Genomic DNA, 14,963 nt, shown 5'->3' with positions numbered 1-14,963 from the left:
AATGTTCTTAGGCAGCGGCACCGGACTTGTTGATCACTTCGTCAAATGCAACTTCCTTCTCGGTCACCTGGGCCTTGGACAGGATCAGATCGATGGCTTGATCTTCAACTGCCAGGTTGCGAACGCCATTCAGCATCTGTTCGTTCTTCTGGTAGTACTCGATCACTTCCTTCGGATCTTCGTAGGCAGTGGCCATGGATTCGATGATGCTGTTGACGCGCGCTTCATCAGCCTTGATCTCATTGGTACGGATCACGTCGCCCAGCAGCAGACCTACGCGTACGCGACGCTCGGCCTGGCCCTGGAACAGCTCGGCCGGCAGTTCAGGAGCGTTGCCGCCCTGGAAGCCGCCGAAACGCTGCAGCGCCTGCTGACGCAGGGCATCGATTTCCTGAGCAACGGCAGCCTTCGGCAGATCGATCTGGTTGGCTTCAACCAAACCGTTCAGAACCTGCTCTTTCACGCTGTTTTTCAGGGCTTGAGCCAGTTCGCGCTCCATGTTCTTGCGCACTTCGGCTTTCAGCTCTTCAACGTTGCCGCTCTCGATGCCGAAACGCTTGACGAACTCTTCGGTCAGCTCAGGCAGGATCTGCTCTTCAACCTTGTTCAGCTTGGAAGCGAACTTGGCAGCTTTGCCTTTCAGGTTTTCAGCGTGGTAATCAGCCGGGAAGGTCACGTCGATGGTGAACTCGTCGCCTGCTTTCTTGCCCATGATGGCGTCTTCGAAGCCCGGGATCATGCGACCGGCACCCAGTACCAGGTTGAAGCCTTCGGCCTTGCCGCCGTCGAACTCTTCACCGTCGATGGAACCGACGAAGTCCATGGTCACACGCATGCCATCGGCAGCGGCGGCGTCCACTTCACTCCAGGTAGCGTGCTGCTTGCGCAGGGTGTCGATCATGTTGCCCAGATCTTCATCCTTCACGGTAGCAACCGGCTTCTCGACCTTGATAGTCTCGAGGCCAGCCACTTCAAACTCGGGGTACACTTCGAAGGTCGCGGTGAATTCGAAGTCCTGACCTTCCTGGATCTCTTTCGGATCCATGGTCGGGGCACCGGCCGGGCTCAGTTTGTTTTCGATGATGGCCTTGATGAAGTTGCTCTGCATCATTTCGTCAGCAACGCGAGCATGAGCCATGGCGCCGAACATCTTCTTGATGATGGCAACCGGAGCCTTGCCAGGACGGAAACCGTCGATGCGACGGGTTTTGGCCAGGCCGTTCAATTCTTTGCGCACGGCGGCGTCAACGGTAGCGGCCGGTACGGTGATGGTAAGACGGCGTTCCAGACCCTGGGTTGTCTCTACAGAAACTTGCATTCTTCTACCTCGTTCAACTCAGCACTGCGTGCTGACCCTTTATTGCCTCTGGGCAAAGCCCGGAGTCTTCCTGTTTATAAAGACAACGACTGTCTTTGTGATGAGAAAATATGACGCGACATTATAGCGGCGCACTTTGATCGAGTCGAGCCACACGTCCCCCAACCGGGCAGGGGATGGCACAATTCCCGCCAAACTGCCCCTTATATGGGGAATAGCGGAGCCGACTTCAAGCACACAAGCCGCAAGAATTTGCACTTGCTCACCTTTTTTCGTGCAAGAGCCTACTTTTTCACCTCATATCTCTCCATCGCGGTCTCTTTTCACCCCCTGCGACCCAAATTGTCCACCCCGCCCCTTCAACCATTGCGTCCATGACCATCGCTCGTTATGGTGGCAGCCATCTTGATAAGTCTGGAGTCACCGACATGGCCTTTTTCCGCTTCTTGTTCAATCTGCTCTGGTTCGTACTGGGAGGCGTCTTCATGGGGCTGGCCTGGTGGCTGGCCGGGCTGATCTGTTTTATCTCCCTCATCGGGATCCCCTGGGGACGTGCCTGCTTCGTCATCGGCACCTTTACCTTCTTCCCGTTTGGCAAGCAGGCGGTCAACCGCAAGACCATGACCGGTCTGAGCGACATGGGTACCGGCACCATGGGGCTGATTGGCAACATCATCTGGTTCGTGCTGATCGGGATCTGGCTGGCCATCGGCCACATCGCCTCGGCGCTGGCCTGCTTCGTCACCATCGTCGGCATCCCGTTCGGCATCCAGCACCTCAAGCTGGCGCTCATCAGCCTGGCCCCCATCGGCCAGATGATCGTCACCAATCAGGAGGCTGAATCCGGCCGTTATATTCGCTGAAGGCGATGCCGCCAGCCGCAAAAAAGGGCAGACTAGGGTCTGCCCTTTTTCATTGCCATCTTCGAGGTCATCCATGCTGCCCAGCCACTTCTTCGCCAATCTCGCCCGCATGAAGCTCATCTACCGCTGGCCGCTGATGCGCAACATCCAGCCCGAGAACATCGCCGAGCACAGTTTGCAGGTAGCTATGGTGGCCCACGCCCTCGGCCTCATCAAAAATCGGCTGTTTGGTGGCAGCGTGGATGCCGATCGCGCCGCCGTCATGGCGCTCTATCACGACAGCAGCGAGGTGCTGACCGGCGATCTGCCCACTCCGGTCAAGTACTTCAATCCCGAGATTGCCCGCGAATACAAGAAGATTGAGCTGGCCGCCGAGCAGCGCCTGCTCGGCATGTTGCCGCCGGAGCTGGTCGAGGACTTTCGCCCGCTGCTCGATTCGGCAGCCCAGGATGGCGAGCTGGCCAGGCTGGTGAAGGATGCCGACACCCTCTGCGCCTATACCAAGTGCCTGGAAGAGATCAATGCCGGCAACCGGGAGTTCGAGCCGGCGCGCAAGCGCCTCGAGCAGATGCTGGCGGCCCGGATGAGCGACGAGATGCGCTACTTCATCGACATCTTCGTGGCGAGCTTCTCGCTGCCGCTGGATGAACTCAACGCCCACTAAACCAGCCAGATACCCCAAACGGAAGGGCCCGCCGGTTTGCACCGGCGGGCCCTTCGTTTTTATCAGCAAACAAGATGCCGCCTATCAGTGCCCCAACTCGCGCGACGGCACCAGCCCGCTCGCCCGCCAGGCGGGGTAGAGGGTAGCCAGCAGACTCATCAGGATGGCGGCGCCGGTCACGATGAGCAAGTCCTGCATGTGCAGCTCGGTCGGCAGGAAGTCGATGAAGTAGATGTCCGGGTTGAGGAAGCGATGGCCAATGAGCCTCTCGATGACCCCCAGGATCTGGGTCAGCTTGCTGGAGAGCAGGCCGCCCAGCAGGGCGCCGAGCAAGGCACCCGCCACCCCGTTCACCATCCCCTGAATGACGAAGGTGAGCCGGATCTGGCCCGGGCTCGCCCCCATGGTCTTCAAGATGGCGATTTCGCTGCGCTTCTCGTTCACTGCCATCACCAGGGTGGAGACGATGTTGAAACAGGCCACCGCCACCACCATCAGCATCACCACGTACATCACGGTGCGCACCATCTGGATGTCCTGATAGAGATAACCCTGGCGGCTCATCCAGCTGCTGATGTAGACGTAGTGCGGGAACTTCTGGGCGGCCGCCACAGTGATGGACTGCGCCTTGAGCACGTCGTTCACCTTGAGGCTGAAGCCCTCCACCGCGCTGCCCATGCCGGTGATGACCTGGGCATCCGCCAGATGCATGAAGCCGAGCACCCCATCGAGCTGGCCACCGATCTCGAGCAGCCCCACCACGGTGAGAGACTCGCGCTTCGGGTTCTTGATGCCGGCGGCGTCACCGCCCTGGGGCAGCAGCAGGGTGACAGTGTCCCCTATCTTGACCCCCAGCTTGTCGGCGATGGTCTTGCCGAGGATGAGGCCGTGCTCGCCGGCTTCCAGCTCGCGCAGACCGCGGCCCGTCATGTAGTTGCCCGCATCGGACAGATTGGCTTCGAGCTCCGGCAGCACGGCGCGCACCTGCAGTCCCTTGAGGGCACTGCCGTGCTCCAGCAGGCCGTCGAGCCGGATCACCGGGGCGGCAGCCTCCACCCCGGGCTGGGCCAGCAGGTAGTCCCGCAGCTTGGGCCAGTTGGGGAGTGGTGCCTCCATCCCCATCAGCTCGCCGTGGGGCACCACGGAGAGCACCCGGTTCTTGAGTTCCCGCTCAAAGCCGTTCATGGCGGAGAGCCCCAGGATCAGCGCCATCACCCCGAGGGCGATACCGATGAGGGAGGAGGCGGAGATAAAGGCGATGAAGCCGTTGCGACGGCGGGAGCGGCTGTAACGCAGGCCCAGAAACAAGGGCAGCGGTTTGAACATCAGGCGACCTCCGCCATCACGCCGCTCACCAGGGTCACCCGGCGATGGAGCTTGGCTGCCAGGCTGAGATCGTGGGTCACCACCACGAACGCGGTGCCGAGCTCACGGTTGAGCTCGCAGAGCAGCTCATAGACGGCGGTGGCGCTGGCGTGATCCAGGTTGCCGGTGGGCTCGTCCGCCAGCACCAGGCTGGGTTCGTTGACCAGGGCACGGGCGATGGCCACCCGCTGGCGCTCGCCACCGGAGAGTTCGGACGGTCTGTGGTTGAGACGGTGGGAGAGCCCTACCCGCCCCAGCATCCGGCTCGCCTTGTCGGTCGCGCTCTTCACCGACTCACCGGCGATCAGCAGCGGCATGGCAGCATTTTCCAGCGCGGTGAACTCGGAGAGCAGGTGGTGGAACTGGTAAACGAAGCCCAGCTCCTGGTTGCGAAACTTTGCCTGGGTACGGCTGTCCCAGCGATGGATGTCCTGCCCCTTGAACAGCACGGCGCCGCTGGAGGGGTTGTCGAGCGCCCCCATCAGGTGCAGCAGGGTGGTCTTGCCCGAGCCCGAGCTGCCCACCACCGCCAGCATCTCGCCGGGCGCCACGCTAAGATCGATGCCCTTGAGTACCTGGGTCTCCAGATCGCCCTCTTTATAGACATGGTTGAGGGCCTGACAGCGCAGCAGCGGCTCGCAGGAGACGGATTGATTCATAAAGGAGGCTCCACTTGCACCTGTAACAACGCCGGCGCCGGCAGCAACACCGGCACCAGTAACAACAGAAGATGAATTATTCATAACGCAGCGCCTCGGCCGGTTTGACCCGGGCAGCACGGGCCGCCGGGTAGAGGGTGGCGCTGAAGCTGAGCAGCACGGCGCCCAGCAAAATGGTCACGACCTGGGCGGGTTCGACGATGACCGGCAGGCCCGAACCGCCGGCCGTCATGTAGAGGTTGAGCCCCACCGCATCGAGCAAGGGGTTGAGCCCCATGGAGAGCGCCAGTCCCGCCAGACCGCCGAACAGGGCGCCGATGACCCCGCTGGAGGCACCCAGCACCATGAAGATCTTGACGATGCCCGCCTCGCTCATGCCCATGGTGCGCAGGATGGCCACCTCCCCTTCCTTGTCGGTCACTACCATCACCAGGGCGGAGAGGATGTTGAAGGTGGCAACCGCGATGATCAGCACCAGCATCAGCCCCATCATCCGTTTTTCCATGGCCACCGCCTGGAACAGCTCGCCGCGCTCGCGGCGCCAGTCCTGCCACTCCAGGCCGTCCGGCAGCGCCGTCTTCACCACCTGATCAGCGGCGAAGGGGTCATCCAGCCAGAGGCGGATGCCACCCACCTGATCCGCAGGCAGGCGCAGCATGCGCTGGGCATCCCCCAGCGCAATCAGGGCGACCTGGCTGTCCACGTCGGCACCGACCCCGAAGATGCCGGAGACGGTAAAGAGACGCTGGGCCGGTACCCGGCCAAACGGGGTGAAGCGGGTGCCTTCGGTCAGGATCAGACGGACCTGGTCGCCCATGGAGACCTTGAGACGATTGGCCACCCCCTGCCCCAGCACTATGTGGTATTCGCCCGCCTGCAGGCTGTCCAGACGCCCCATCTGCATCTGGGCGTGCAGGATGTCGTCCTTGGGCCACTGGGCGGGATCGATGCCCTGCACGCTGACGCCGGTGAGCTGGCCGGGGCTTTGCAACATGCCTTCGCTGTCGAGCATGGGGGCATGGGCAATCACGTGCGGCAACCTGGCCAGGTCGGGCAGGCCCTGCGGCGCGGCATCGATGCGCCCCGCCGGGCTGGTCACCACTACATGGGGGATCACCCCGAGGATGCGTCCCTTGAGCTGCCCTTCAAAACCGTTCATCACCGAGATGACCACCATCAGGGCGGCGACCCCGATGGCGATGCCAAAAGTGGAAAACAGGGAGATAAATGAAACGAAGCGATTGCTGCGTCGCGAGCCTGCATAACGCAGGCCGATGGCCAGCGACAGTGGCTGAAAAAGTCCAGTCTTCAAGGATATCTACATTGCCAACAAAATAAGATACCGGATAATAAAGGGAAACCGTCTATGACAACAAGGGATAGCCTCCATGCAGGAACAGTTCTTCAGTGTCACCCATGCCACACCGGTCAATGTGATCCCCATGCCCGGTGACTTTCATCTGCCCTCGCTGGAAGCACTGGAGGCCGAGCTGCCCGAACCGTTTCGCATCGCCTCCGCCATTACCTCCATCGACATGGTGACCAGCCGTCTGATCCGCAATCAGAACGACTCGATGCACGATCTGGTGGAGATCATCAACCAGCAGTCGCGCAAGATCGACATGATCATGGGCTATGTGCTGTCGGTGCAGGATCATCCGGAACATCGCTTCCACACCCTGCGCTTTGGCGCCGGTCAGCTGACCTATCTGCATCCGCGCCAGGGCCACGGCGAGGTGCCGCACCTGCACCAGATAGTGCGGCTCAAGATCTTCCTGCGCGAAGAGGCCTCCGCCATCTACTGCTACGGCCAGGTCAAGCAGCTGGAGCCGAGCGAGCACGGCACCCACGTGATGCTCGACTATGTGCGGATCCGCGAGGATGACCGTGAACTGCTGGTACGTGCCAGCCTGCATATCCAGTCCAAACAACTCAAACTTCGTGCGCAAGACCGTCAACGTTAAAAGAATCGAATGATGCCAATGAAGCTTCCCGCCTTGCCCGCCAAGGCGGGCCAAAAGTTAACGCTCGGCCAGCTGACAGGCAGCAGCCTCTCACTGATGGCCGCCCGCCTCACCCAGGAGGCTCATCGCCCCGTCCTGCTGGTGACCGCTGATACCCCGAGCGCCCTGCGCCTCGAACAGGAACTGCAATACCTGTTGGCCGACACCGGCTGCCCGGTGCTGCTGTTCCCGGACTGGGAGACCCTGCCCTACGACACCTTCTCCCCCCATCAGGACATCATCTCCCAGCGGCTCGAGACCCTCTACAAGCTGCCGCAGATGAGCAGCGGCGTGCTGATCGTGCCCATCTCCACCCTGATGCTGCGCACGGCGCCCCGGGTCTATCTCGACAAATACAGCCTGATGGTGAAAAGCGGCCAGCGCCTCAATCTGCAGCAGCTGCGCGCGCGCCTCGCCGAGGCGGGCTATGTGGCGGTGGAGCAGGTGCTGGAACACGGCGAATTTGCCGCCCGCGGCTCCCTGCTCGATCTCTTCCCCATGGGCAGCAGCAGCCCCTATCGCATCGACTTCTTCGACGACGAGGTGGACTCCATCCGCCCGTTCGACCCCGAGACCCAGCGCTCCAGCGAGCCGGTCAAGAGCGTCAGCCTGTTGCCAGCCCGGGAGTTTCCCACCGACGAGGGGGCCATCGAGCTGTTTCGTGGCCAGTATCGCGAACAGTTCGAGATCTCCCGCGCCGAGGGCTCCGTCTATCAGGAGGTGAGCAAGGGGCGCTGGCCGGCCGGCATCGAGTACTATCTGCCGCTCTTCTTCCAGCAGACCGCCAGCCTGTTTGACCACCTGCCGGACAACACCCTGCTGCTGACCGTGGGGGAGATCTACCCCGCCGCCCAGCGCTTCTGGAACGACATCGCTCAACGTTACGAGGACAGGCGCTGGGACAATACCCGTCCCCTGCTGCCACCCCAGCAGATCTATCTGCCGGTGGAGCAGCTGTTTGCGGCGCTCGGCCAGTACGCGGCCGTGCGGCTGCAGGAGGCCCCCACCGCCGGTGATGCGGGCCAGCACGATCTGCCCATCTCGGCGCTGCCCGAGCTGCAGCTCGATCACAGCAAGGAGCAGCCGCTGCTGGCCCTCAACCAGTTCCTGCAAGGTTTTGCCGGGCGCACCCTGTTTGCGGTGGAGTCCGAGGGGCGGCGCGAGGTGCTGGGCGATCTGCTGGCCCGCATCGCGCTGCAGCCCAAGGAGTTCGCGTCACTCGACGCCTTCATTACCAGCAAGGCCCGTCACGGCCTGCTGGTGGCACCGCTCGAGCGCGGCTTCTTGCTGCGAGAACCGGGGCAAGAGGAGCTGGCGCTCATCACCGAAACCGAACTGCTGGGCGGCAAGATCCGCAGCAAACGGCAACGGGAGAAGAGCAAGAACCTGAGCTCCGATGCGGTGATCCGCAACCTCGGCGAGCTGACCCAGGGTCAGCCGGTGGTGCACCTGGATCACGGGGTCGGCCGCTATCTGGGGCTGGAAACCATCGATGCCGGCGGCCTGCCAACCGAGTTTCTGACCCTGGAATATGCCGGCGGCGACAAGCTGTTCGTGCCGGTCACCAGTTTGCACCTGATCAGCCGTTATACCGGCTCGGACAACCCGCCCAGCCACAAGCTCGGCGGCGAGGCCTGGGTCAAGGCCCGGCGCAAGGCGGCCGAAAAGGTGCGCGACGTGGCAGCCGAGCTGCTGGATGTCTATGCCATGCGGGCGGCCCGTCACGGCTTTGCCTTCAAACACGACCGCGAGGCCTATCGCCAGTTTGCCGCCGGCTTCCCGTTCGAGGAGACCGATGATCAGCTCAACGCCATCAATGCGGTGCTCGGCGACATGTGCCAGGCCAAGAGCATGGATCGGCTGGTGTGCGGCGACGTGGGCTTCGGCAAGACCGAGGTGGCGATGCGGGCGGCGTTTGTGGCAGTGCACGGCGGCAAGCAGGTGGCCGTGCTGGTGCCCACCACCCTGCTCGCCCAGCAGCACTACGACAACTTCCGCGACCGCTTCGCCAACTGGCCGGTGCGGGTCGAGGTGTTGAGCCGCTTCCGCTCCGCCAAGGAGCAGACCGCCGTGATGAAAGAGCTGGCCGAGGGCAAGGTCGACATCATCATCGGCACCCACAAGCTGCTCGGCGCCGAACTCACCTTCAAGGATCTGGGGCTGCTCATCGTCGACGAGGAGCATCGCTTCGGGGTGCGCCAGAAGGAGAAGATCAAGGCGCTGCGGGCCGACGTGGACATCCTCACCCTCACCGCCACCCCCATTCCGCGTACCCTCAACATGGCGATGTCGGGCATGCGGGATCTCTCCATCATCGCCACCCCGCCCGCCAAGCGGCTGGCCATCAAGACCTTCGTGCGCCAGCAGGAGCCGGCGGTCACCCGCGAGGCGGTGCTGCGGGAATTGAAGCGCGGCGGCCAGGTCTACTACCTGCACAACGACGTGGAGAGCATCGAGAAGTGCGCGGCGGATCTTGCCGAGCTGGTGCCGGAGGCGCGCATCGGCATCGCCCACGGCCAGATGCGCGAGCGCGAGCTCGAGCGGGTGATGTCGGACTTCTACCACCAGCGCTTCAACCTGCTGGTCTGCACCACCATCATCGAGACCGGCATCGACGTGCCGAGCGCCAACACCATCATCATGGATCGGGCGGATCACCTCGGTCTGGCCCAGTTGCACCAGCTGCGGGGCCGGGTCGGCCGCTCCCACCACCAGGCCTATGCCTACCTGCTTACCCCCCATCCCAAGCTGATGACCAAGGATGCGGCCAAGCGGCTGGAGGCCATTGCGTCCCTTGAAGATCTCGGTGCCGGCTTTGCGCTGGCCACCCACGATCTGGAGATCCGCGGCGCCGGCGAACTGCTCGGTGACGATCAGAGCGGCCAGATTGAATCGGTCGGCTTCACCCTCTACATGGAGATGCTGGAGCAGGCGGTCGAGGCGCTGAAATCGGGCAAGGAGCCGTCGCTCGAACAACTCATGAGCCAGCACACCGAGGTGGAGCTGCGCCTGCCGGCGCTGTTGCCGGACGACTACATCCCGGACGTCAACATGCGCCTCTCCATGTACAAGCGGATTGCGAGTGCGGCGGACGAGCAGGAGCTGCGCGAACTGAAGGTGGAGCTGATCGACCGCTTCGGCCTGTTGCCGGAGCCGACCAAAACCCTGCTGGAGCTGGCGGCCTTCCGCCAGCGCGCCACGGCGCTGGGCATTCGCCGGGTGGAGATGAGCGAGCGCGGCGGCTATCTGGACTTTACCCAGGAGACCAAAGTCAACCCAGCCTATCTGGTCAAGCTGCTCTCAGAGCAGCCGCGCATCTACAAGATGGACGGACCGACCCGGCTGCGCTTCCAGGTGCCGACCCAGGACAGGGCCATGCGCCTCAAGCTGGTGGACGGCTTGCTTGCGGATCTCGCCAGTCACGCCAGCCCCTAGGGGGCGGTGATGGAGCGGCCTGCCGCTCGCCCAAACAAAACGGGAGCCTTGATGGCTCCCGTTTTGTCTATGTTGGCTGGTGACGAGCGTCTCCCTTCTCCCCTTGTGGGAGAAGGGTCGGGGATGAGGGGGGCAGTGAAAACCATTCCCCTCACCCTGCCCTCTCCCAGAGGGAGAGGGCATCGCACCGGTAAACGTTGGGCTTCGCTGCGCTCAGCACCAACCTACACCTCTGACGATCAACCCTGATTAGCCGGATCCTCATGGGAAGAGAACTCGCGCATGAAGGCCTCGGCCCGATCCACCATCTTGGTGGAACCCACGAAATAGGGGGTACGCTGGTGCAACGCGGTGGGTTGGATGTCCATGATGCGGCCAAAGCCGTCTGACGCCTTGCCACCGGCCTGCTCCACCAGGAACGCCATGGGGTTGCACTCATAGAGCAGGCGCAGCTTGCCGTTCGGCGAGTTGGTGCCGGACGGATAGATGTAGATGCCGCCCTTGAGCAGGTTGCGGTGAAAATCGGAGACCAGGGAGCCGATGTAACGGGAGGTATAGGGTCTGTGGGTCGCCTCGTCCCGCTCCTGACAATATTTGAGGTACTTCTTCACCCCGTCCGGGAACTTGATGTAGTTGCCCTCGTTGATGGAGTAGATCTTGCCCTCCTCCGGGATGCGGATGTTCTCGTGGGAGAGGCAGAAGCAGCCGATGGAGGGGTCGTAAGTAAAGCCGTTGACGCCAAAGCCGGTGGTGTAGACCAGCATGGTCGAGGAGCCGTAGACCACGTAACCGGCGGCGACCTGGCGGTTACCCGGCTGCAGGAAGTCTTCCAGGGTGACGCCGGCGCCCGGCTTGCTGACCCGGCGGTAGATGGAGAAGATGGTGCCGACGGAGACGTTGACGTCGATGTTGGAGGAGCCATCGAGGGGGTCGATCAATACCACGTACTTGGAGTGACGGGAGAGCTCGGAATCGAAGGAGACGAAATCCTCCTCCTCTTCGGAGGCCATGCCACACACTTCGCCACGGGCTTCCAGCGCCGCCTTGAAGCGCTCGTTGGCGTAGACGTCCAGCTTCTGCTGCACCTCGCCCTGCACGTTTTCAGCGCCCATGGAGCCGATGATGTCCGCCAGCCCCGCCTTGTTGATCTCCCGGTTCACCACCTTGGCGGCCAGGCGGATGGAGCTGAGCAGCGAGGTCAGCTCGCCGGTCGCGGTGGGATAATCCGCCTGCTTTTTGACGATGAACTCGCCCATGGTGATCATGTTTCGCATTATTGTTCCTTTAAGATCGTTTCCGTTGGCTTTGAAAACGTTTGCACGCATAGACAAAAAAAGTGCCGATCCTCGGCAGCCTTGTTTTGTAACCTAATGTAACGCCTGTTTTTTGTTTTTGCAGCGAATTAAGCCGCTGAATAAACGCACATCTCCCCCACCTTTTTCGCCCGAAATCGCCCTCAAACTGGTTTCAATCGGTAACTTTTTCGATGTTAATTCGTGGCAGAAACTCACGAAGATGTCGCCATGAGGATGGCAAAATCCCCGCCATGCCCCCTATCTGGGACACATGCCATGGGGGACCTGTCTGCCTCTTGAGATCTCGCCATCAATCCCGCACACTGGCCCGGCTTTGGAAGCAAAAAAACATAAGGATATTCAATGAAAAGGACACTCATTGCCGGCACGGTTGCCGCCCTGTTCGCACTCCCCGCCCTGGCAGCCCAGGTACCGGCCGGTACCAAGTTGCTGCCGGCAGAACAGCAAACCTTCATCCGCAACATAGGTACCGAACCCGCCTCCATCGACCCCCAGATGGTGGAAGAGAGCGCGGGCAGCGAAATCGTCAACGACCTGTTCGAGGGACTCTACACCCTGGACGGGGACGGCAAGTTGCAGCTTGCCGGCGCCCTTGGCTACGAGCTCGACCCCACGGGCACCGTCTACACCTTCAAGCTCAGACCCGATGCCAAATGGTCCAACGGCGAGCCTGTGACGGCAGCCGATTACGTCTATGGCTGGCAGCGGGCGGCGGATCCCAAGAATGCCTCCAACTACGCCTGGTTCATCGAGCTGACCGGCGTCACCAATGCCGCCGAGGTCATTCAGGGCAAGCAGAGCCCGGATACGCTGGGCATCAAGGCGCTCGATGCCCATACCCTGCAGATCACCTTGAAAAACCCGGTGCCCTTCTTCCTGAAGACCCTCTCCCACTACACCACCTTCCCGGCGCCCAGGGCAACCATCGAGAAGTTCGGTCATGAGTGGGTCAAGCCGGGCAACATCGTCTCCAACGGGGCCTTCGTGCTCAAGGAGTGGACCCCCAACGAGCGTCTCATCTCCGAGCGCAACCCCCATTACTGGGACAACCAGCATACGGTGCTGAACAAGGTATTCTATCTGGAGATCGTCTCCGACACCGCCGCCTACAACCGCTATCGCGCCGGCGAGCTGCACTACACCAGCTATCCGCTCGAGCAGTACAAGCAGCTCAAGCAGCAGAGTCCGCAGGAGCTGGTGAGCGTGCCGACCCTGGCCACCTACTACTACGTGTTCAACACCCAGCGCAAACCGTTCGACAACCCCAAGGTGCGCAAGGCGCTCTCCCTGGCCATCGACCGGGACACCATCACCGAGAAGATCCTAGGGCAAGGCCAGATCTCCGCCTTCAGCCTGACGCCGCCCATAGTGGACGGCTTCGAGCTCAAGCGACCGGCCAGCGAGCAGATGAGCAAGGAGGAGCGGATCAAGCAGGCCAAGGCGCTGCTCGCCGAAGCGGGTTATGGCCCAGGCAAGCCGCTGGATGTGGACATCCTCTACAACACCAACGAGGGGCACAAGAAGATAGCGCTAGCCATCTCTTCCATGTGGAAGCACAACCTGGGGGTGCAGGCCAAGCTCAACAACATGGAGTGGAAGACCATGGTGTCGGCCCTCAACGAAGGGGACTTCGGGGTCAGCCGCTACGCCTGGAACGGGGATTACAACGATGCCTCCACCTTCCTCGACATCATGACCTCCAGTAGCAGTGCCAACAGCGGCAAGTGGTTCAACAAGCAGTATGATGCCCTGCTGGCCAAGGCCCATGACGCCAGGGATCCGGCCGAACGCAACCAGCTCTATCAGCAGGCCGAGGCCCTGATCGATGCAGAAGCGCCCATCGCCCCGGTCTATTTCTACGTCAAGTCCCGCCTGCTCAAACCCAACATCAAGGGCTACCCCTATCAGAACCCGCAGGATCTGGTCTACTCGAAAGACCTCTATCTGACCGCGCAATAAGGTTCGCTACCCCGCAGACAAAAAGACCGCCTTTCGGCGGTCTTTTTTCTCACTCGTCCCGGCAGGCGGCCAGCGCCACCCTGCGCCGGCGCAGCACCACAGGCTGCACCAGCAACTGGGCCAGCAGCACCCCAAACAGGGTCATGCCGCCGCCGATCAGATGATAACTGGTCAATCTCTCACCGAGCCAGCTGATGGCCAGACCGGCAGTCATCACCGGCAGCAGGTTCATGAAGATGGCGGTGCGGCTTGCCCCGAGCAGGGCGATGCCCTGCATCCACAGCCAGGGCGACAGGGCCGAGGTCGGGATCCCCGCATAGAGGATCAACCAGAGCGCCCGGCCGTCCGGCCATTGCCCGTCCACCAGCAGATAGAACGGGGTGAGAAACAGCAGGCTGCAGAGCACCTGGCCGTAGAGCATGGACCAGTTGTCGAGCCCCAGATCCCACTTCTTGAGCAACACGCTGTAGAGCGCATAGGTGCCCGCCGACAGCAGCATGTAGACGGAGCCGATGTGGATGCCCTGGGTAAAGAGGCGGGCGGGATCCCCCTGCCCCAGCAAGATCGCCAGCCCCAGGATGGAGATGACGCCGCCAAGCAGCGCTCCCCAGGTGGGGCGCTCGCGCAGCAACCAGATGCTGAGCAGCACCGTCATCAAGGGGGTGAGCCCCATCATCAGGCCAATCTCGGTGGCTCCCAGGGTCTGCGCCGCGTAATAGCCGAAGGTCTGGTTGAGCACCATGCCGAGCAGGGCTAGCGCCGCCAGCTGATAGAAGCCGGCGCGCAGCTTGGCGCGATCCCGCCAGGCCCGGTGCGCAAGGAACGGCGTCAAGATGATGGCGGCCACCATCCAGCGCGACCAGGCCAGCGCCGCCGGCGAGAGCACCCCCACCGCCAGTTTGCTGACGATGGCGTTGCCGGCCCAGATGGCCATGCAGGAGAAGGGAAACAAGAAGGCAAGTGGCATCGCTATATCCAGAAAAAAGCAGCGGGTATTTCTGGCGGCAGTATAGGGGGGTCAACAGGATTAGCAAGTGCCGTACCGTCAGGGCAGAATTGGCTGACATAAAGGGGGTCGAACAGCGCTTAAGAGGCCGGAGGGAGCCCAAAAACAGTCATGCCCGCACGGTGGCGGGCATGACGCGGATCAGCGAGGTGACGAAGCAATCACGCCGCATCCATGTGCAGTCTCGAGATCAACTCGTTGACCTCGACCACGGTCTGGCGGTGGGGAATGTCCGCCGACGTGGGCATCATCAGCAGGCCGGACTGGAAGTCGAAGCGTCCTCTGCCGTGGATGTAAATCCGCCCCTTGAAGAAGGTTTTGACATGTTTTGCCACCATCAGCGGCAGGTACTTCTTGAACACTCTCATCGTTTGC

General features: G+C 62.0%; 12 protein-coding genes. 5 read left to right on the top strand and 7 right to left on the bottom strand.

The genetic code is table 11. The features are described from left to right. Positions 1 to 7: 7 nt before the first annotated feature. Positions 8 to 1,318: a trigger factor gene (gene tig, locus AHA_RS10150; RefSeq protein ID WP_011705880.1), complete on the bottom strand. Its 1,311-nt coding sequence runs from the start codon at positions 1,316 to 1,318 to the stop codon at positions 8 to 10. 428 nt (positions 1,319 to 1,746) lie between these two features. On the opposite strand from tig, the gene AHA_RS10145 reads away from it, so the two are divergent. Together AHA_RS10145 and yfbR are read left to right on the top strand one after the other, a co-directional pair. Then, a complete protein-coding gene (locus AHA_RS10145; RefSeq protein WP_011705879.1) occupies positions 1,747 to 2,181 on the top strand; it encodes a YccF domain-containing protein in 435 nt (144 codons plus the stop codon). 73 nt (positions 2,182 to 2,254) lie between these two features. After that, positions 2,255 to 2,845, top strand: a complete 591-nt coding sequence (gene yfbR / locus AHA_RS10140) for a 5'-deoxynucleotidase (protein ID WP_011705878.1) — start codon at positions 2,255 to 2,257, stop codon at positions 2,843 to 2,845. Between the two features lie 84 nt (positions 2,846 to 2,929). Here yfbR and lolE read toward each other — a convergent pair whose 3' ends face one another. The 3 genes from lolE to AHA_RS10125 all read right to left on the bottom strand — a co-directional run bounded on the left by lolE (position 2,930) and on the right by AHA_RS10125 (position 6,181). Continuing rightward, on the bottom strand, positions 2,930 to 4,171 hold the full coding sequence (gene lolE, locus AHA_RS10135) for a lipoprotein-releasing ABC transporter permease subunit LolE (protein ID WP_011705877.1): 1,242 nt from the start codon (positions 4,169 to 4,171) through the stop codon (positions 2,930 to 2,932). Next, complete coding sequence (gene lolD, locus AHA_RS10130) at positions 4,171 to 4,869, bottom strand: lipoprotein-releasing ABC transporter ATP-binding protein LolD (RefSeq protein WP_020480138.1); 699 nt, start codon at positions 4,867 to 4,869, stop codon at positions 4,171 to 4,173. The genes lolE and lolD overlap by 1 nt, the downstream gene beginning before the upstream one ends. A gap of 76 nt (positions 4,870 to 4,945) precedes the next feature. Continuing rightward, positions 4,946 to 6,181: a lipoprotein-releasing ABC transporter permease subunit gene (locus AHA_RS10125; protein ID WP_011705875.1), complete on the bottom strand. Its 1,236-nt coding sequence runs from the start codon at positions 6,179 to 6,181 to the stop codon at positions 4,946 to 4,948. A 76-nt stretch (positions 6,182 to 6,257) separates the two neighbouring features. Between AHA_RS10125 and AHA_RS10120 the strand changes: the two genes are divergently transcribed. Further along, complete coding sequence (locus tag AHA_RS10120) at positions 6,258 to 6,833, top strand: hypothetical protein (RefSeq protein ID WP_011705874.1); 576 nt, start codon at positions 6,258 to 6,260, stop codon at positions 6,831 to 6,833. A 9-nt stretch (positions 6,834 to 6,842) separates the two neighbouring features. After that, positions 6,843 to 10,307 (top strand): transcription-repair coupling factor, encoded by a 3,465-nt coding sequence (mfd, locus tag AHA_RS10115; protein WP_011705873.1) that lies wholly within the window; start codon positions 6,843 to 6,845, stop codon positions 10,305 to 10,307. Between the two features lie 239 nt (positions 10,308 to 10,546). Here mfd and fbp read toward each other — a convergent pair whose 3' ends face one another. After that, a complete protein-coding gene (gene fbp, locus AHA_RS10110) occupies positions 10,547 to 11,581 on the bottom strand; it encodes a class 1 fructose-bisphosphatase (RefSeq protein ID WP_011705872.1) in 1,035 nt (344 codons plus the stop codon). A gap of 384 nt (positions 11,582 to 11,965) precedes the next feature. Here fbp and AHA_RS10105 point away from each other — a divergent pair, with 384 nt between their 5' ends. Further along, on the top strand, positions 11,966 to 13,582 hold the full coding sequence (locus AHA_RS10105; protein ID WP_011705871.1) for a peptide ABC transporter substrate-binding protein: 1,617 nt from the start codon (positions 11,966 to 11,968) through the stop codon (positions 13,580 to 13,582). Positions 13,583 to 13,631: 49 nt separating this feature from the next. Here AHA_RS10105 and AHA_RS10100 read toward each other — a convergent pair whose 3' ends face one another. Further along, positions 13,632 to 14,549, bottom strand: a complete 918-nt coding sequence (locus AHA_RS10100) for a DMT family transporter (protein WP_011705870.1) — start codon at positions 14,547 to 14,549, stop codon at positions 13,632 to 13,634. A gap of 200 nt (positions 14,550 to 14,749) precedes the next feature. Then, positions 14,750 to 14,956, bottom strand: a complete 207-nt coding sequence (locus AHA_RS10095) for a DUF1107 domain-containing protein (protein ID WP_016350921.1) — start codon at positions 14,954 to 14,956, stop codon at positions 14,750 to 14,752. Positions 14,957 to 14,963 lie beyond the last annotated feature (7 nt).

Origin of the sequence: Aeromonas hydrophila subsp. hydrophila ATCC 7966 (genome assembly GCF_000014805.1) — a bacterium.
In the GTDB taxonomy this organism is placed as follows: Bacteria; Pseudomonadota; Gammaproteobacteria; order Enterobacterales; family Aeromonadaceae; genus Aeromonas; species Aeromonas hydrophila.
Note: the sequence above shows the minus strand (reverse complement) of the source record. Positions and strands in the feature narration are given on the sequence as shown.

Bases quoted from the DNA above. Each gene is read 5' to 3' on its own strand.
- AHA_RS10145 (WP_011705879.1), top strand. From the start codon at position 1,747: ATGGCCTTTTTCCGCTTCTTGTTCAATCTGCTCTGGTTCGTACTGGGA.
- tig (WP_011705880.1), bottom strand. From the start codon at position 1,318: ATGCAAGTTTCTGTAGAGACAACCCAGGGTCTGGAACGCCGTCTTACC.
- AHA_RS10120 (WP_011705874.1), top strand. From the start codon at position 6,258: ATGCAGGAACAGTTCTTCAGTGTCACCCATGCCACACCGGTCAATGTG.
- yfbR (WP_011705878.1), top strand. From the start codon at position 2,255: ATGCTGCCCAGCCACTTCTTCGCCAATCTCGCCCGCATGAAGCTCATC.
- lolD (WP_020480138.1), bottom strand. From the start codon at position 4,869: ATGAATCAATCCGTCTCCTGCGAGCCGCTGCTGCGCTGTCAGGCCCTC.
- AHA_RS10105 (WP_011705871.1), top strand. From the start codon at position 11,966: ATGAAAAGGACACTCATTGCCGGCACGGTTGCCGCCCTGTTCGCACTC.
- AHA_RS10095 (WP_016350921.1), bottom strand. From the start codon at position 14,956: ATGAGAGTGTTCAAGAAGTACCTGCCGCTGATGGTGGCAAAACATGTC.
- fbp (WP_011705872.1), bottom strand. From the start codon at position 11,581: ATGCGAAACATGATCACCATGGGCGAGTTCATCGTCAAAAAGCAGGCG.
- AHA_RS10100 (WP_011705870.1), bottom strand. From the start codon at position 14,549: ATGCCACTTGCCTTCTTGTTTCCCTTCTCCTGCATGGCCATCTGGGCC.
- lolE (WP_011705877.1), bottom strand. From the start codon at position 4,171: ATGTTCAAACCGCTGCCCTTGTTTCTGGGCCTGCGTTACAGCCGCTCC.
- mfd (WP_011705873.1), top strand. From the start codon at position 6,843: ATGATGCCAATGAAGCTTCCCGCCTTGCCCGCCAAGGCGGGCCAAAAG.